Origin of the sequence: Streptomyces sp. NPDC091377 (genome assembly GCF_044757045.1) — a bacterium.
Classification (GTDB): domain Bacteria; phylum Actinomycetota; class Actinomycetes; order Streptomycetales; family Streptomycetaceae; genus Streptomyces.
In genome coordinates this window covers 185925-203481 of sequence record NZ_JBIVUE010000015.1, presented here as the reverse complement: position 1 = coordinate 203481, position 17557 = coordinate 185925, and the positions used below count along the sequence as shown (strand labels likewise).

Annotated in this window: 11 protein-coding genes, 3 tRNA genes and 1 pseudogene; 8 read left to right on the top strand and 7 right to left on the bottom strand. The window is 72.0% G+C overall.

Annotated elements, in window-relative coordinates; translation table 11 throughout:
* Positions 1–56: 56 nt before the first annotated feature.
* Complete coding sequence (locus tag ACIQNG_RS28875; RefSeq protein ID WP_401430270.1) at positions 57–749, bottom strand: vancomycin high temperature exclusion protein; 693 nt, start codon at positions 747–749, stop codon at positions 57–59.
* Between the two features lie 256 nt (positions 750–1005).
* Here ACIQNG_RS28875 and ACIQNG_RS28870 point away from each other — a divergent pair, with 256 nt between their 5' ends.
* The 5 genes from ACIQNG_RS28870 to ACIQNG_RS28850 all read left to right on the top strand — a co-directional run bounded on the left by ACIQNG_RS28870 (position 1006) and on the right by ACIQNG_RS28850 (position 8056).
* Positions 1006–1887, top strand: coding sequence for a sirohydrochlorin chelatase (locus ACIQNG_RS28870; protein WP_401489071.1), 882 nt, complete (start codon positions 1006–1008; stop codon positions 1885–1887).
* 1 nt (position 1888) lies between these two features.
* The gene (locus tag ACIQNG_RS28865; protein ID WP_401489069.1) at positions 1889–3166 is read left to right on the top strand and encodes a deoxyguanosinetriphosphate triphosphohydrolase; all 1278 of its coding nucleotides are present in this window, start codon (positions 1889–1891) and stop codon (positions 3164–3166) included.
* 141 nt (positions 3167–3307) lie between these two features.
* The gene (locus ACIQNG_RS28860; protein ID WP_401489067.1) at positions 3308–4573 is read left to right on the top strand and encodes an NAD(P)/FAD-dependent oxidoreductase; all 1266 of its coding nucleotides are present in this window, start codon (positions 3308–3310) and stop codon (positions 4571–4573) included.
* Positions 4574–4611: 38 nt separating this feature from the next.
* Positions 4612–6507, top strand: a complete 1896-nt coding sequence (gene dnaG / locus ACIQNG_RS28855; protein ID WP_401489065.1) for a DNA primase — start codon at positions 4612–4614, stop codon at positions 6505–6507.
* A gap of 94 nt (positions 6508–6601) precedes the next feature.
* Positions 6602–8056, top strand: coding sequence for a sigma-70 family RNA polymerase sigma factor (locus ACIQNG_RS28850; RefSeq protein WP_401489063.1), 1455 nt, complete (start codon positions 6602–6604; stop codon positions 8054–8056).
* A gap of 110 nt (positions 8057–8166) precedes the next feature.
* Here ACIQNG_RS28850 and ACIQNG_RS28845 read toward each other — a convergent pair whose 3' ends face one another.
* The 4 genes from ACIQNG_RS28845 to ACIQNG_RS28830 form a co-directional block, all read right to left on the bottom strand.
* Positions 8167–10095: an ABC transporter ATP-binding protein gene (locus ACIQNG_RS28845; protein ID WP_401489062.1), complete on the bottom strand. Its 1929-nt coding sequence runs from the start codon at positions 10093–10095 to the stop codon at positions 8167–8169.
* A complete protein-coding gene (locus ACIQNG_RS28840) occupies positions 10095–11828 on the bottom strand; it encodes an ABC transporter ATP-binding protein (RefSeq protein WP_401489060.1) in 1734 nt (577 codons plus the stop codon). The genes ACIQNG_RS28845 and ACIQNG_RS28840 overlap by 1 nt, the downstream gene beginning before the upstream one ends.
* A gap of 364 nt (positions 11829–12192) precedes the next feature.
* Positions 12193–13641, bottom strand: a complete 1449-nt coding sequence (locus ACIQNG_RS28835; RefSeq protein WP_401489058.1) for an FGGY family carbohydrate kinase — start codon at positions 13639–13641, stop codon at positions 12193–12195.
* A gap of 86 nt (positions 13642–13727) precedes the next feature.
* A complete protein-coding gene (locus ACIQNG_RS28830; RefSeq protein WP_401430252.1) occupies positions 13728–14033 on the bottom strand; it encodes a YtxH domain-containing protein in 306 nt (101 codons plus the stop codon).
* Between the two features lie 154 nt (positions 14034–14187).
* On the opposite strand from ACIQNG_RS28830, the gene ACIQNG_RS28825 reads away from it, so the two are divergent.
* From ACIQNG_RS28825 to ACIQNG_RS28815, 3 genes are all read left to right on the top strand, one after another.
* Positions 14188–14260 (top strand) — tRNA-Asn (locus ACIQNG_RS28825).
* Between the two features lie 5 nt (positions 14261–14265).
* Positions 14266–14338 (top strand) — tRNA-Asn (locus ACIQNG_RS28820).
* Positions 14339–14514: 176 nt separating this feature from the next.
* Positions 14515–14591: transfer RNA gene (locus ACIQNG_RS28815), tRNA-Ile, on the top strand.
* A gap of 360 nt (positions 14592–14951) precedes the next feature.
* On the opposite strand, the gene ACIQNG_RS28810 is transcribed toward ACIQNG_RS28815, so the two are convergent.
* Positions 14952–15716, bottom strand: a complete 765-nt coding sequence (locus ACIQNG_RS28810) for an SDR family NAD(P)-dependent oxidoreductase (protein WP_401489056.1) — start codon at positions 15714–15716, stop codon at positions 14952–14954.
* A gap of 94 nt (positions 15717–15810) precedes the next feature.
* Positions 15811–17470, bottom strand: a pseudogene (locus ACIQNG_RS28805) (MFS transporter); the annotation flags it as partial.
* Positions 17471–17557 lie beyond the last annotated feature (87 nt).

Below are 17557 nucleotides of genomic sequence, written 5' to 3'. Positions count from 1 at the left end.
GGACGACGCTCTCCCCACCCGGCCGGACGGCCCGTGAGGTCGACGGCCACCCGGTCTCACTCCGCGGCGGCCAGCGCCTGCTCCACCCCCTCCTCCCGGGGCCCGAGGAACGTCGGGTCCGGCCGGAACACCACGTCGGCCGCCGCCTTGCCCGCCGCGAGGACCTCCCGGACCCCGCCGTAGTACCAGGTCCCGTCCCGCCGCTCGGCGACCCCGACCCCGTACGACTCCACGCCCGCGGCCTCGCACAGCGCCACCGCTCTGCGTATGTGGAAGTCCTGGCTGATCAGCACGGCCTCGTCCACCCCGAAGATCTCCTTGGCCCGGACGCAGGAGTCCCAGCTGTCGAACCCGGCGTAGTCGCTGACGATCCTGGTGTCCGGCACGCCCTGCCGGGACAGATAGGCGCGCATGGCGTCCGGCTCGTCGTACTCCTCACGGCTGTTGTCGCCCGTGACCAGCACGACCTTGACCTTCCCCGCCCGGTACAACTCGGCCGCCGCGTCCAGCCGGTGCGCCAGATACCGCGACGGCTCCCCGTCCCACCGCAGCCCCGCGCCGAACACCACGGCCACGTCGGTGCGGGGCGCGTCACCGACGGTGCGCATCTGCCCGTCCGTACCGAGCCGCAGCCAGGTGGCCGGCAGCAGCGCCACCACGCACAGGGCCATCACGACCTGCGTCAGCCGCCGCTTCCCCGCCGTGGTCCGCGGCAGCCGCGGTCGCCGGAGCCACGTAGGCCGTCGCATCCGCGCTCGCAGCCGCGGTCCCACCCGCCGAAACCCCGTCCCCGCCCTCACCAGGCCCCCCTCCCGTCCCCGCCCGTCCTCACCCCTCGCCAAGAAGAACGCCCCCACCACCGCCCAAGGTTCCCGCCCCCCGCACCGACCAGCCACCCCCGACACCCCCGTTCTCACACCACCACCCCGCCCCCGGTGAACCCCCGGCAAAGACCCGTGACGGTCAGGCAACGGCCGCGCAACCTCCCCGGACCAGGATCACCACATGAACCCCGACCCGGGCCCCGACTGCGGCTCCGCCCCCGCCCCGGGCCCCGCCCCCGCCCCGGACCCCGACCCCGCCCCCCACCCGGGCCCTGGGCCCGACCCCGCCCCCGACCCCGCCCTGGTCCTCGTGGCCCACGGCAGCCGCGACCCCCGCGCGCTCGCCACGGTCCGGGCCCTCGCCGCCCAGGTCCGCGCCCTGCGCCCCGCCCTCCGGGTCCACCTGGGCCACCTCGAACTCAACGCCCCCCTGCTCCCCGACACCCTCGCTGCCCTCGGCGACACGGAGGAGGCGGTCCTCGTCCCCCTCCTGCTCGGCCGGGGCCACCACGTGACCCGCGACCTCCCCGAGACAGCGGCGGCCCGCCCCGGCACACCCCGCACACCCCGCCCCCGTACGACCGTCGCCGCCCCCCTCGGCCCCCACCCCCTCCTGACCGACGCCCTCCACACCCGACTGACCGAGGCGGGCTGGCCCGTCCACCTGACGGAACGGGAGCGCCGTACGGCCGGGGTGGTCCTCGCGGCGGCGGGCTCCCTGGCCCCCGGGTCGGCGGCGGACACCACCCGGGCGGCCCACCTCCTCTCCGCCCGCCTGGGCGTCCCCGTCCTGCCCGCCTACGCCTCCGCGGCCCGCCCCACGATCCCGGAGGCCGTCACGGCCCTCACGGCGCTGGGCCGCCCCCGTGCCGCCCTCGCCTCGTACTTCACGGCCCCGGGCCGGCTCGCCGGACAGTGCGCGAACCACTTCCCGGGGGCGGCCTCGGCGCCACTGGGCACCCACCCCGCGATGGCCCGGCTGATCCTGGAGCGCTACCGGGAAGCGATCCCGGCCCACGGACCGGTGCGACACGACCCCACCGGAGCCGCTTACTGTCAATGACATGGAAGGCACCGAGCACCACCCCTATCCCGCCGACGCCACCGCGCGCTACGCCCCCGAACCCGACAAACGCCCCGGCCGCACCGCCTTCCAACGCGACCGCGCCCGCATCCTGCACTCCGCGGCGCTGCGAAGGCTCGCCGGGAAGACCCAGGTCGTCACCCCCGGCGGCACCTCCCAGGCATGGGACCCCAGCCCCCGCACCCGCCTCACCCACTCCCTGGAGTGCGCCCAGGTCGGCCGGGAACTCGGCGCGGCCCTCGGCTGCGACCCGGACCTCGTGGAGGCGGCCTGCCTCAGCCACGACCTCGGCCATCCCCCCTTCGGACACAACGGCGAGGCCGCCCTCAACGCGTTCGCCGAGGACTGCGGCGGCTTCGAGGGCAACGCCCAGTCCCTCAGACTGCTCACCCGGATCGAGCCCAAGCGGTTCACCCCGGACGGCTCCGTCGGCCTCAACCTCACCCGCGCCGCCCTGGACGCCGCCACCAAGTACCCCTGGCCCCGCGGCGCCCACCCCAGCGACCCGGAGTCCGTGAAGTTCGGCGTCTACGACGACGACCGCCCCGTCTTCGACTGGGTCCGCGAGGGCGCCCCCGCCACCCGCATCTGCTTCGAGGCCCAGGTCATGGACTGGTCGGACGACGTGGCGTACTCGGTGCACGACGTCGAGGACGGACTGCACGCCGGGCACATCGACCCCAACTGCCTGCACGCCGAACCCGAACGCAAAGCGATCTTCGAGGTGGCCGTGGGCCGCTACGTCCCGGCCGACACCGACCCCGCCGAACTCGCCGCCGCCCTCGACCGGCTGCTCGACACCCCCTGGTGGCCGCACGGCTACGACGGCTCCGCGGTCGCCCAGGCCCGCCTCAAGGACGCCACCAGCCAGCTCATCGGCCGCTTCTGCCTGGCCGCCGAGAGCGCCACCCGGCAGACGTACGGCCCCGGCCGGCTCACCCGGTACACCGCGGAACTCGTCGTACCGCGCGCGGCCCGGCTGGAGTGCGCGGTGCTCAAGGCGGTCGCCGACCGGTACGTCATGCAGCGCGACGAACAGGCCCGGCTGCGCGCCGACCAGCGGGTCGTGGTCGGCGAACTCGCCGAGGCGCTCACCGCCCGCGCCCCCGACGGCCTGGACCCCCAGTTCCGGGCCCTGTTCGACACCGCGGACGACGACCGGGCGCGCAAGCGGGTGATCGTGGACCAGATCGCCTCGCTCACCGACGCGTCGGCGCGCGCCCTGCACCACCGGCTGACGGTCCGCGGCGGAGGATGACGAGTGACCGTACGTCACCGCGAGGGGGCCGAAGGCACCCGAAGGTGACCCTGCGTGGCCTGATCGGGTCACCCCCTCTTCCCCCATCACGCTCCGTGCGGGACGCTCGCTCCTGGCGGCACCTTTATGAGGAGGCATCAAGTGGTCGACGTGGATCAGACTTTCGTCATCGTCGGAGGCGGACTCGCCGGGGCGAAGGCGGCCGAGACGCTCCGGGCGGAGGGTTTCAACGGGCGGGTGATACTGATCTGCGACGAGCGCGACCACCCGTACGAGCGCCCACCCCTGTCCAAGGGCTATCTGCTCGGCAAGGAGGAACGCGACAGCGTCTTCGTGCACGAGCCCGCCTGGTACGCGCGCAACGACATCGAGCTGCACCTGGGCCAGACCGTCGACCTGATCGACCGCGAGGCCAAGACGGTCCGCTTCGGTGACGACGGCACCCTCGTCCACTACGACAAACTGCTCCTGGCCACCGGCTCCGAGCCGCGCCGCCTGGACATCCCGGGCACCGACCTCGCCGGCGTGCACCATCTGCGCCGGCTGGCCCACGCCGAGCGGCTCAAGGGCGTCCTGGCCTCGCTCGGCCGGGACAACGGGCACCTCGTGATCGCGGGGGGCGGCTGGATCGGCCTGGAGATCGCGGCGGCGGCCCGCGAGTACGGCGCCGAGGTCACCGTCGTGGAGCCCGCGCCGACCCCGCTGCACGGGGTGCTGGGGCCCGAGCTGGGCGCGCTCTTCGCCGAACTGCACCAGTCGCACGGGGTCCGCTTCCACTTCGGGGCCCGCCTCACCGAGATCGTCGGACAGGACGGCATGGTCCTGGCCGCCCGTACCGACGACGGCGAGGAGCACCCGGCGCACGACGTGCTCGCCGCGATCGGCGCCGCGCCGCGCACCGGGCTCGCGGAGGCGGCCGGTCTGGCCGTCGCCGACCCCTCCCAGGGCGGCGGGGTGATCGTCGACGAGCGGCTGCGCACCTCCGACCCCGACATCCACGCCGCCGGTGACGTGGCCGCCTTCCCGCACGCCCTGTTCGGGGCGCGGGTGCGGGTGGAGCACTGGGCCAACGCGCTCAACGGCGGACCGGCCGCCGCCAAGGCGATGCTGGGCCAGGAGGTGACGTACGACCGGGTGCCGTACTTCTTCTCCGACCAGTACGACCTGGGCATGGAGTACAGCGGCTGGGCCCCGCCGGGCTCCTACGACCAGGTCGTCGTCCGGGGCGACGCGGGCAAGCGGGAGTTCATCGCGTTCTGGCTGACGGAGGGGCGGGTGCTGGCCGGGATGAATGTGAACGTGTGGGACGTCACAGAGGGCATCCAGAACCTCATCCGCTCCCGGGCGACCGTGGACGCCGAGGCGCTGGCCGACCCCCACACGGCACTGGAGTCGCTGCTGCCGTAGGCGACGGGGATGTCGGTGCGCCCCCGTAGACTCTCCTCGTGGCTGGACGGATCAACGACGAGGACGTGAAGGCGGTTCGGGACGCGGTCCCGATCGACGCCGTGGTGTCCGAGTACCTCCAGTTGCGCAACGCGGGCGGGGGCAACCTCAAGGGCCTCTGCCCGTTCCACGACGAGAAGTCGCCGTCCTTCCAGGTCAGCCCGAGCAAGGGACTCTTCCACTGCTTCGGCTGCCAGGAGGGCGGCGACACCATCACCTTTGTGATGAAGGTCGACCACCTCACCTTCTCCGAGGCGGTCGAACGCCTGGCCGGCCAGGCGGGCATCACCCTGCGCTACGAGGAGGGCGGCTACAACCCCTCCCACCAGCGCGGCGAACGCATCCGCTTGGTCGAGGCCCACAAGATCGCCGCCGAGTGGTACGCGGAACAGCTCGCCACCGCCCCCGAGGCCGAGACCGGCCGGGTCTTCCTCGCCGAACGCGGCTTCGACCAGGCCGCCGCCGTCCACTTCGGCGTCGGCTACAGCCCCCAGGGCTGGGACCACCTCACCCGCTATCTGCGCGGCAAGGGCTTCACCGACAAGGAGATCCTCCTCTCGGGCATCGCCCAGGAGGGCCGCCGCGGCCCCATCGACCGCTTCCGGGGCCGGCTGATGTGGCCCATCCGCGACATCGGCGGCGACGTCGTCGGCTTCGGCGCCCGCAAACTCTACGAAGCGGACAGCGGTCCCAAGTACCTCAACACCCCCGACACCGCGATCTACCGGAAGTCCCAGGTCCTCTACGGCATCGACCTCGCGAAGAAGGACATCGCCAAGGCCAGCCGCGCCGTCGTGGTCGAGGGGTACACCGACGTCATGGCCTGCCATCTCGCCGGGGTGACCACCGCCATCGCCACCTGCGGCACCGCCTTCGGCGGCGACCACATCAAGATCCTCCGCCGGCTGCTGATGGACAACGGCTCGGCGCGGGTCATCTTCACCTTCGACGGCGACTCCGCCGGCCAGAAGGCCGCCCTGCGGGCCTTCGAGGACGACCAGAAGTTCGCCGCCGAGACCTACATCGCCATCGCCCCCGACGGCATGGACCCCTGCGACCTGCGCCTCGCCAAGGGCGACGACGCCGTCTCCGACCTGGTCCAGCCCCGCACCCCGCTCTTCGAGTTCGCGCTCCGCCAGATCGTGCGGCGCTACGCCCTGGACACCCCCGGCGGCCGGGGCGCCGCGCTGGACGAGGCCGCGCCCGTCGTCGCCAAGATCAAGGACCACAGCGTGCGGCGCGAGGTCGCCGTCCAGCTCGCCGGGCTGGTCGGCATCGTCGACCAGGAGTTCGTCGTGGACCGCGTCGGCCATCTGGTGCGCCGCGGCGGCGGGTTCGTCCCCGGCGGCAACCGCTCCCGGGGCCGCAGACCGGAGCTGGAGCCCGCCGCCCGCCCGGCCGCCCCCGGCCCCTCCCTCACCCTGCGCAACCCCGTGTACGCCACCGAGCGGGAGCTTCTGAAACTCGCCCTGCAACGCCCCGAACTGGTCTCCCCGGCCTTCGACGCCTACGGCGCCGACGAGTTCACCGCCGCCCCCTACGCCGCCGTGCGCCAGGCCATCCTCGACGCGGGCGGCGCCGAGGCCGGACAGCACGACCCCCAGGAGTACCTGGTCAGGGTCAGGGACGCGGCACCCGACGACACCGTGCGCGCCATGGTCACGGAACTCGCGGTCGAGGCGATCATGCGCAAGACCGTGGACGAGCACTATGCCGGTGTCCAACTGGTCGCCGTCCGCCGCCGCGCGGTCGCCCGCCGCCTCACCGAACTGCAGAGCCTGCTGACCCGGGTCAGCCAGGACGACCCCGCCCAACAGGCGTCCGTCGCCAACGAGATGATGATTCTGACCAGGTACGACCGCGCCCTCCAGGACACCGGGCCGGACGCCCTCTGAGTCCTCGGCCCGCTCGGGGAGTCACCTCGCGGACGCAAAAAGTCACCGCACGCCCCTCGTGGCGACGATGTGTCGTACCCCACACTGGGTTGCGGTGCCTGAGTCCTCGGAGCGCGGCCGATCCGTCCCCCACGGGTCCCTCACCCCCGCGGTTCCGCTCATCGCGTACGGGACGGACAGCGGCGAGGCCGCCGACCCCGTCCCCCAAGCAGCGCTGCCGCCCTCAGCAGCGATCATCCTGGAGGTCGCCCCCGTGCAGACCCAGACCCTCGCACAGAAGAACGAGAGCACCACCGCCGGCGCCCAGCCGGACCCGGAATCCGGCGTCCTGGTGGCCGTCCCCCCGCAGCACCGCCCCGCCGTCCACCCCGACACCACCGACGCCCCGGACACCGCGGACAGCCCCGAACCGGAACACGTGGAGCCCCCCGCCGAGGCCCTGACCGGCACCCCGCCGTACCCCGAGACGACCGAGACGACGGAGACGACGGAGACCACCGAGCCCTCGGAGACGACGGAGACGACCGAGCCCACCGAGCCCTCGGAGACGACGGAGACCACCGAGCCCTCGGAGACCCTCGAACCCACCGAGCCCTCGGACACCCCCGAACCCCCGCGCGCCCGGGTGGACACCGGCGGCCCCACCTCCGACCTCTTCCGCCAGTACCTGCGCGAGATCGGTCGCATCCCGCTGCTCACCGCCGTCGAGGAGGTCGAACTCGCCCGCCGTGTCGAGGCCGGACTCTTCGCCGAGGAGAAACTCGGCAGCACCCCCGACCTCGACAGCCGGCTCGCCCTCGATCTCGACCAGCTCGTCGTCATGGGCCGGATGGCCAAACGCCGGCTGATCGAAGCCAACCTGCGGCTCGTCGTCTCCGTCGCCAAACGCTATGTGGGGCGCGGGCTGACCATGCTCGACCTGGTCCAGGAGGGCAACCTGGGCCTGATCCGCGCGGTGGAGAAGTTCGACTACGCGCGCGGGTACAAGTTCTCGACGTACGCCACCTGGTGGATCCGCCAGGCCATGTCCCGCGCCCTCGCCGACCAGGCGCGCACCATACGGGTGCCCGTCCATGTGGTCGAGCTGATCAACCGGGTCGTCCGGGTCCAGCGCCGGCTCCTCCAGGAACGCGGCTACGAGCCCACCCCGCAGGAAGTGGCCGCCCAGCTCGACCTGCTGCCGGAACGGGTCGGCGAGGTGCTGCGCCTCGCCCAGGAACCGGTGTCGCTGCACGCCCCGGTGGGCGAGGAGGACGATGTCGCGCTCGGCGACCTCATCGAGGACGGCGACGCGGCCAGCCCCGTCGAGTCGGCGGCGTTCCTGCTGCTCAGAGAGCACCTGGAAGCCGTCCTCTCGACGCTGGGGGAGCGTGAGCGCAAGGTCGTGCAACTGCGCTACGGGCTGGCCGACGGCCGGCCTCGGACCCTGGAGGAGATAGGGCGGATCTTCGGCGTGACCCGGGAACGGATCCGCCAGATCGAGTCCAAGACCCTCAACAAGCTCCGCGACCACGCCTTCGCCGACCAACTGCGCGGCTACCTCGACTGAGAGGCGCCCGTCCACGCCCGGTCCACGCCTCGTGCCCCCGGCCCGTCCCCGGCCCGTCCCCGGCTCGTCTCCCCTCACTCGCTCCCCGTCCGCCGGTGGGTCCGTCCCGCTCAGTCCACCTCCGCCACCGCCTGCGCGAACTGGGCCCGGTACAGACGGGAGTACGCCCCCCGCGACTCCAGCAGGTCCGCGTGGGCGCCCTGCTCCACGATCGCGCCGTTCTCCATCACCAGGATGGTGTCCGCGTCGCGGATGGTGGAGAGCCGGTGGGCGATCACGAACGACGTACGGCCGTGCTGGAGCTTCGCCATCGCCTTCTGGATGAGGACCTCGGTCCGGGTGTCCACCGAACTGGTCGCCTCGTCCAGCACCAGGATCACCGGGTCGGACAGGAACGCCCGCGCGATGGTGATCAACTGCTTCTCGCCCGCGCTGACACCGCTGCCCTCGTCGTCGATCACCGTGTCGTAGCCGTCGGGAAGGGTCCGGACGAAACGGTCCGCGTGGGCGGCGCGGGCCGCCTCCTCGATCTCCCCGCGGGTGACCTCACGGGCCGAGCCGTACGCGATGTTCTCGGCGATCGTGCCGCCGAACAGCCAGGTGTCCTGGAGCACCATGCCGATCCCGGAACGCAGCTCGTCGCGGGACATCCCGGCGATGTCGACCCCGTCCAGGGTGATCCGGCCGCCGGAGACCTCGTAGAACCGCATCAGCAGATTGACCAGCGTCGTCTTGCCCGCGCCGGTCGGGCCGACGATGGCGACCGTCTGCCCCGGTTCGACGGTGAGGGAGAGATCCTCGATCAGCGGCTTGTCGGGCTCGTAGCGGAACGCGACCCGCTCCAGCGCCACCCGTCCGCGCAGCTCCTCCGGCCGGACCCCCGGGACCGGGTCCGCGGACTGCTCCTCGGCGTCGAGCAGTTCGAAGATCCGCTCGGCGGAGGCCACCCCCGACTGGACCAGGTTCGCCATCGACGCGACCTGCGTCAGCGGCATCGAGAACTGCCGTGAATACTGTATGAACGCCTGGACGTCGCCGATCGACAGCGAACCCGACGCCACCCGCAGCCCGCCGACCACCGCCACCAGCACATAGTTCAGGTTGGACACGAACATCATCAGCGGCTGCATGATCCCGCTGTTGAACTGCGCCTTGAACCCGGCCTCGTACAGCTCGTCGTTCTGCTCGGCGAACTGCCGCGCCGACTCGTCCTGCCGCCCGAACACCTTCACCAGGGTGTGCCCGGTGTACATCTCCTCGATGTGCGCGTTCAGCTTGCCGGTGGTGCGCCACTGCGCCACGAAGTGCGGCTGCGACCGCTTGCCGACCCGCGTGGCGACCAGGAACGACAGCGGCACGGTGACCAGCGCGACCAGCGCCAGGATCCAGGAGACGTAGAACATCATCACCAGCACACCGATGACGGTGAGCACCGAGTTGATCAGCTGGCCCATGGTCTGCTGGAGGGTCTGGCCGATGTTGTCGATGTCGTTGGTGGCGCGGGAGAGCACCTCGCCGCGCTGGCGCTTGTCGAAGTACGACAGCGGCAGCCGCGACAGCTTCGTCTGCACGTCCTCCCGCATCCGGTACATCGTGCGGTTGACGGCCCGGTTCACCAGCCGGGTCGCCATCGCCATCAGTAGCCCGGCGACGAGGAAGACGCCGAGCGCGAGCAGCAGCACCTGGCCCACGGCGGTGAAGTCGATGCCCTCGCCGGGGGTGAAGTCGGTGCCGCTCAGCATGTCGGCGATCCGGCCGTCCCCGCGCTCGCGCATCGAGGCGAGGACGTCCTCCTTGCTGGCGCCGGCCGGCAGCTCACGGCCGACGATCCCCGAGAAGACCAGGTCGGTGGCGTCGCCGAGGATCTTCGGCCCGATCACCGACAGACCCACGCTGACCAGCACACACAGCAGCAGCGCGTAGATCGTCAGCCGTTCGGGGCGGAACTGCCCGACCAGCCGCTTGGCCGACGGCTTGAACTCCAGCGAACGGTTCTCCGGGCCGGTCCCGGCCATCATCCGCCCCATGGGCCCGGCCATCAGGCAGCCTCCGCTTCCGTGAGCTGGGAGAGCACGATCTCCCGGTACGTCTCGTTCTCCGCCATCAGCTCGTGATGCCGGCCGCTGCCCACGACCCGCCCCTCGTCCAGGACCACGATCCGGTCGGCGTCGCGGATGGTCGACACCCGCTGGGCGACGATCACCACGGTCGCCTCGGCGGTCTCCTCGCCGAGCGCGGCGCGCAGCGCGGCGTCGGTGGCGTAGTCGAGCGCGGAGAAGGAGTCGTCGAAGAGGTAGATCTCCGGCCGCTGGACCAGGGTCCGCGCGATGGCGAGCCGCTGGCGCTGACCGCCGGAGACATTGGTGCCGCCCTGCGCGATCGGCGCGTCCAGGCCGCCTTCGAGCCGCTCCACGAACTCCCTGGCCTGCGCCACCTCCAGCGCGTGCCACAGTTCGTCGTCCGTCGCGTCCGGGTTGCCGTAGCGCAGATTCGTGGACACGGTGCCCGCGAACAGATACGGCCGCTGCGGTACCAGGCCCACCGTCCTGGCCAGCAGCCGCGGCTCCAGATCGCGTACGTCGGTGCCGTCGACCAGCACCTCCCCGTCGGTGGCGTCGACCAGCCGGGGCACCAGACCGAGCAGCGTGGACTTGCCGCTGCCGGTCGAGCCGATCACCGCGGTGGTCTCGCCGGGCCGGGCCACCAGGTCGATGTGCTTGAGCACCGGCTCCTCGGCGCCCGGGTAGCGGAACCCGGCCCCGCGCAGTTCCAGATGGCCGTGCCGGCGCAGCTCGGTGACCGGCGCGAGCGGCGGCACCACGCTCGACTCGGTCTCCAGCACCTCCTGGATCCGCTCGGCGCACACCTCCGCGCGCGGCACCATCATGAACATGAAGGTGGCCATCATCACGGACATGACGATCTGCATCAGATAGGCGAGGAACGCCGTCAGATCACCGATCTGCATCTGGCCGCTGTCGATCCGGTGGGCGCCGAACCACACCACCGCGATCGAGGACAGATTCACCACCGTCATCACGATGGGGAACATCAGCGCGAGCAGGTTCCCGGACTTCACCGAGACCTCGGTCAGCTCGGTGTTCGACTGACGGAACCGCTCCTGCTCGTATGTGTCCCGGACGAACGCCCTGATCACCCGGTTGCCGGTGATCTGCTCGCGCAGCATCCGGTTCACCGTGTCGAGCCGCACCTGCATCGACCGGAACAGCGGACGCAGTGCCCGCACGATCAGCGTCACGCTGATCCCGAGCACCGGCACCACCGCCACCAGCACCGCCGACAGCGGTACGTCGAGCCCCAGCGCCAGCACGATCCCGCCCACGCACATGATGGGTGCCGACACCATCAGCGTGAAGGTCATCAGGGCCAGCATCTGCACCTGCTGGACGTCGTTCGTGGTCCGGGTGATCAGCGAGGGCGCCCCGAAGTGTCCCAGCTCACGCGCGGAGAACGACTGGACCCGGTCGAACACCGCGGCCCGGATGTCCCGGCCGAGCGCCGCCGCGGTTCGGGCGCCGTAGAACACGGCCCCGATGTTGCAGACCACCTGCGCCAGCGAGATGGCGATCATCAGGGCGCCGTAGCCCATGATGTAGCCGGTGTCGCCGTTGACCACGCCGTTGTCGATGATGTCGGCGTTCAGGGTCGGCAGATAGAGGGAGGCGCAGGTCTGCAGGAACTGCAGCAGCACCAGCAGGGTGATGGGTTTTCGGTAGGGCCTGAGGAAGGTCCGCAGAAGTCGTATGAGCACGCTGGGTCTCTCGGAGTGGGCGGGGCGGGGGCGGGATCGGCACCCTTGGCCACCATCGTCCGACACTCCAGTGGTGTTACCTCAACCGATTAAGCCGTCGGCGGTGGTCAAACCGGCCTTACGGGTTCGGTTCCTACCGGCCTCTTACGTTCCACTCAGACATCTGTACAGCTTCTTACGCTGTCCTGTGCGGCTTCTTACGACGGCGGAACGGGGTCCGCGGCGGGGCACACCTCGGAGCCCCCGGAGGCACCGGGGGCTCACATCCCGTGGACGCCCGCGAGGGTCACGTCCGGCAGGCGTCCGCGTGGCTCACGTCGGGCAGGCGCCCGGGTGGGTCACGTCCGGAGGGCGTCCGCGTGGCTCACGTCCGGAAGGCGCCCGGGTGGGTCTGCTCGCGCACCGACACGAACTGCTGCCGTACCGCCTGCCCCACGGCCAGCTCCTCGCCCGGCTCCAGCACCTGCGCGTGCGCGCCCTGCCAGACCGGGGGGGTGCGCGGGTCGAGGGTGCCCCGGGAGACCCCGAGCGCCCAGGCCGCCTGGCGGGCGGCGCCGATCGCCCCGTAGTCCGCGGGCTGCGGCACCACGACCTGCGCCCCGAACAGCGCGGGCGCCGCCGTCTGCACCGCCGCCAGCTCGGCGGCCGGCCCGAGCAGGAACACCCGGCGCACGTCGACGCCGCGCCCGCGCAGCACGTCCAGCGCGTCGGCGAGCCCGCAGAGCATGCCCTCGAACGCGGCCCGCGCGAAGTGCTCGGGCTTCATCGACTCCCGTCGCAGCCCGGAGAGGGTGCCCGCGGTGTGCGGCAGATGCGGGGTGCGCTCGCCCTCCAGATAGGGGAGCAGCACCAGCCCGTGCGCGCCGGGCGTCGACTTCATCGCCAGATCGGACAGGTTCTCCAGATCGGGCGCCCCGAGCAGCTCGGCGGCGCCGCGCAGGGTCCGTACGGCGTTGGAGGTGGTCACGACCGGCAGATGCATCCCGGTCGCGTCGGCGAGGGAGGTGATCATCCCGCTGGGGTCCTGGAGGGCCTCGGGGTGGACGGCCGTCACGGAGCCGGAGGCGCCGAGCGAGACGACCGCGTCCCCGACGCCGAGCCCCAGCCCGAACGCGGCGGCCATGGTCGCGCCGGTCCCGGCGGAGATCAGCAGCCCCTCCGGGGTCGTACCGGCGGCCTCGGCCGGGCCGATCACCTCCGGCAGCATCGCCTGGTGCCCGAGCGCCAGCTCCACCAGATCGGGCCGGTAGGACCCGGTCGCGGCCGACCAGTACCCGGTGCCGGAGGCGCCGCCGCGGTCGGTGGTCCGGCGGACCGGGCGGCCGAGGAGCTGCCAGACCAGCCAGTCGTGCGCCTGCATCAGCACGGCGGTGCGGCGGGCGTGCTCGGGCTCGGTACGGCTGAGCCAGCGCAGCTTGGTGACCGGGTGGGCGGCCTGCGGCACACTTCCCACGGCCTGGGCCCACGCCTCGCGCCCGCCGAGCGCGTCGACCAGATCGGCCGCGGCGACCTGGGCGCGCTTGTCGCCGCCGGTCAGCGCCGGGCGCACGGTGTTGCCGTGGGTGTCCAGCGGGATCACGGTGTTCTGCTGGGCGGCGACCCCGATGGCCTGCACGCCCTCCAGCAGCCCGCCGCCGGCGGCCTCGCCCAGGGACAGCAGCCAGGTCTGTGGATCCACGTCGCTGGGACGGGCGTTGCCCTCGGGGAGCGGGTGTGGCGCGTAGCCCGTGCGCAGCACGGAACCGGTGTCCGCGTCACAGACGACGATACGAGTGGAATCGGGTGAGCTGTCCAGCCCGGCGACTATCCCCATACCCCTGATTTTGCCGTATGGACGGGGCGGATTCGGCCGGGGAGGTCACACCGGCTCCGGCGGACCGCCCCGACCGGGTCTCCGGATCAGGTGTTGCTGGTGCCCCAGTCGTCCTCGGCACCCGCGTGGGAGGTGCGTTCGCGCAAGGAGCGGACGCGGTCGGCGACGGAGTCGGGGACATGGTCGCCGACCTTCTCGCTGACGACGTGGTACGCCTTGCCGGCGAACTCGCGGCCCTGCTGGGCGGCGGTCTCGGCGGTGTTGCGGACGGCGGGGTTCTGGGCGAACTGGCGGGCCTGTTTCTTCAGCTGCTCGTAGCGCTCACGGCCGGCCCTCGTACCCAGCACGTAACCCACCGCGAGTCCGGCGACGAACGCGAGCTTGTAGCGCACGGCGGCCACCCTTTCTTGATGTGTCCAGCAGTCGGCGTCGGCCCGGGGGAACCGATTGGCGGAGCACCCCCCTGCTTGCGCTAATGTATGTGTCGCAGCGAGCACCCGCCCCCTGGCGAATACCCAGGTAGGTACGTTCGATGCAACGAGGCATTCCTCCGTAGCTCAATTGGCAGAGCAGCCGGCTGTTAACCGGCAGGTTACTGGTTCGAGTCCAGTCGGGGGAGCTCGGTCCTCCGTAGCTCAATTGGCAGAGCAGCCGGCTGTTAACCGGCAGGTTACTGGTTCGAGTCCAGTCGGGGGAGCCTGGTGAACGAGGACCCCGCGAGGGTCCTTTTTCATGTCCGGTGGAACCGTCGACGGCGCGGCGGAGTCCTGAGATCAAGAGCGCCGTGGGAAGCCGACCATCCGGAGCAGGAGATCGTATGAGCGGCTATGCTGCGGCAGACGGCGCGCACAAATGTGCGCGACACGCCGCTATGGGGCGGTAGCTCAGCCGGTTAGAGCAGCGGACTCATAATCCGTCGGCCGTGGGTTCGAGTCCCACCCGCCCCACCAGCGGATGTCCGAGCAGAATCGATCTGACCAGCGGAAACGTGACAGCGCGGGCCACCACGCCGACGCAGCGGCCCAGTTCATCCACCTGGACCAAGATCCAGTGGACACGCAGGGGACACGGGCGGTTCCGGGGGACGGCGGGCAGGATCGGCCCGGCCTCGGCTCGGATGGCTCAGCTTCTCCCGGTGCCAACGGCCCGCAGGTCACGGGGCGGCGGAGCGTGTCGACCGGTGAGGCGTCGCCGACCGCCGAGGAGGGCGGTGTCCAGGGGACGCGCCCTCCCCTTCCCCGGGGTCCGCAGCGGTGCCGGGCGTTGACCGGTGATTCAGTACCGCGTCAGCCGTTCAAGGGCAGCCGTCATCAGACCAGTTCCAGCCCGCCGTCGACGGTGAGGACCTGTCCGGTGAGCCAGGTGTTCGCCGGGTCGGCCAGGTGCACGATCCACCCGGCGATCTCCTCCGGCTCGCCCCGACGACCGAGGGGGATGCGGGCGGCTTCCGCCTTCTTGGCCTGCTCGATGGCCGTGTCGGGCAGACCCGCGGCGGCCAGGGCCTCGCTCTCGGTCGGACCGGGGCCGACGGCGTTGACCCGGATGCCGTCGGGGGCGAGTTCCACCGCCCAACTGCGGGTGAGGTGTTCGACGGCGGCCTTGGAGGCCCCGTAGTGGGCGGCGCCCGGGGCGGGCTTGTGGCCGTAGGTGCTGGACACATTGACGATCGTGCCCCTGCTCCGGCGCAGATGGGGCAGGGCCGCCTGGGCCAGCAGGGTGGGGGCGGTGACATGGAGGTCGAACAGGGCCGCGATCACCGCGGCGTCGGTGTCGGCCAGCGGCATCATGCGGAAGAGCCCGGCGTTGTTGACCAGCGCGTCCAGTTGACCCCAGCGGTCGACCGCCGCGGTGACGGCCTTCTCCGGGGCGCCCGGGGCGCTCAGATCGGCCGAGTGGACGGCGATACCGGGGTGCCCGGCGGCGGTTTCCTCCAGCGCGTCGACACGGCGGCCGACTCCCAGCACACGCGCGCCCGCCTCGGCGAAGGCGCGCGCGGTGGCACGGCCGATACCGGTGCCGGCGCCGGTGACGACGACCACGCGATCCGTGAGGCCGGCGGGGGACTTGGTGTTCATGACCACCTCTTGATGTTCGCTCTTCATGGGTCGACGCCCCATGTTCCTTGCCCATGGGGCGATGTGGCTGGTGGGGACGGGCGGCGCGCGCCCACGCGGTGACCGGCTCACCCGGCAGGGACAGAGCCAGGCCGGCGGTCCGATCGGCGCCGGAGCCGTTCACCGGGAAGCCGATGGGGGCGTGCCCCGGGCCTGGGCGGTCAGCACGTACGCGCCGCAGGTGGGGACGGCGAGGACGTAGGCCCCGTCCTCGCCCGAGACGGACCTGCCCGCAGACCCTCGGCGTCCACGACCCGGTCCCGGAATCCACGCTCCGGGCGGCCGTCCTCCTCGCCACCCGCACGGGAGCGCGGGGCGCGGTCGGCCGGGAGCAGCAGGGCGAAGACCACGGCGACGGCGACGGCGCCGAGGGCGATCAGGAAGGAGAGACGGAATCCGTCCATGGTCGGGACGGTGACGCCGTCGACGGTCCGCGAGGTGTCGGCGAGGACCATGCCGATGACGGCGCTGGACACCGACGTACCCACGGAGCGCATCAGCGTGTTGAGGCCGTTGGCCTCGCCGGTCGCCTCGATCGGGACGGCGCGGGTGATCAGCGCGGGCTGTGCGGAGAAGGCGAGCCCGATCCCCGCGCCGAGCAGCACCGTGATCACCAGGGACTGCCAGGCGGCGCTCATCAGGCCGAGCCCGGCGCCGTAGCCGACGCCGGTGATCAGCAGGCCGGTGATCAGGGTGGCTCTGAGGCCGTACCGCGCCGCGAGCCGGCTGTAGAGCGGTGCCGCCAGCAGCATGGTCAGGCCCAGCGGGGCGACCAGCAGACCGGACCCGACCATGGACTGGCCCAGCCCGTAGCCGGTGCTGGTGGGCAGCTGGATGAGTTGCGGCAGCACCAGCGAGACGACGAAGAAGGAGACGCCGATCATGACGGAGGTCAGGTTGGTGAACAGCACCGCGGGCCGGGCGGTGGACCGCAGGTCCACCAGCGGCGCCGCCCGGCGCAGCTCCATCCAGCCCCACACCGCCAGAACCTGCGCGGACATGGCGAACATGCCGAGGGTGAGGAGGGAGGTCCAGCCCCAGTCGCCGCCCTTGGTGATCGGCAGCAGGAACAGCACCAGCCCGGCGGACAGCCCGAGCGCGCCCGGCAGATCGAAGGTGCCCTCGGCCCGGACCGTCGACTCCGGTACGTACAGCAGGATGAGCACGATCACCACCGCCCCGAGCCCGGCGGTGCCGAGGAACAGGGTGTGCCAGTCGCGGTGCTGCGCCACCAGGGCCGCGACCGGAAGCGCCAGGCCACCGCCGATGCCCATCGAGGAACTCACCAGTCCCATCGCCGGGCCGAGCCGCTCGCGCGGCACCGTGTCCCGGATCAGGCCGATGCCCAGCGGCACGGCGCCCATCGCGAAGCCCTGGAGGGTACGGCCGACCACCATCGGGACCAGGCTGCTGGTGAGCGCGCTGATCAGCGCGCCGACGACCATGACGGAGAGGCATCCGACCACCGTCTTGCGCTTGCCGTACAGATCGCCGAGCCGACCCGTGACCGGTGTGGACACGGCTCCCGCCAGCAAGGTCGACGTCAGGACCCAGGTGGCGGCGCCGGGGGAGGTGTCGAGCAGGTGCGGCAGATCCTTGACGACCGGTATGAGCAGGGTCTGCATCACCGCGACCACGATGCCCGCGGAGGCGAGCACCGGGACCACGAGGCGGCCCGCGTCCCGGGTGGGCTGGTCGTCGGGCGGGTGTGTCATCGAGAGGTGCCTCCAGGCGGACAAGGGCGGCGGCGTGAACGTGGTGTCGGGGCGGCGCCGGTGAGGGCGGCGTGAAGGTGGGCGAAA

What these genes read in the sequence shown, in the direction of transcription:
- ACIQNG_RS28845 (WP_401489062.1), bottom strand. Translation starts at nt 10,095, where the DNA reads ATGGCCGGGCCCATGGGGCGGATGATGGCCGGGACCGGCCCGGAGAAC.
- ACIQNG_RS28875 (WP_401430270.1), bottom strand. Translation starts at nt 749, where the DNA reads ATGCGACGGCCTACGTGGCTCCGGCGACCGCGGCTGCCGCGGACCACG.
- ACIQNG_RS28835 (WP_401489058.1), bottom strand. Translation starts at nt 13,641, where the DNA reads ATGGGGATAGTCGCCGGGCTGGACAGCTCACCCGATTCCACTCGTATC.
- ACIQNG_RS28810 (WP_401489056.1), bottom strand. Translation starts at nt 15,716, where the DNA reads ATGAACACCAAGTCCCCCGCCGGCCTCACGGATCGCGTGGTCGTCGTC.
- ACIQNG_RS28870 (WP_401489071.1), top strand. Translation starts at nt 1,006, where the DNA reads ATGAACCCCGACCCGGGCCCCGACTGCGGCTCCGCCCCCGCCCCGGGC.
- ACIQNG_RS28865 (WP_401489069.1), top strand. Translation starts at nt 1,889, where the DNA reads ATGGAAGGCACCGAGCACCACCCCTATCCCGCCGACGCCACCGCGCGC.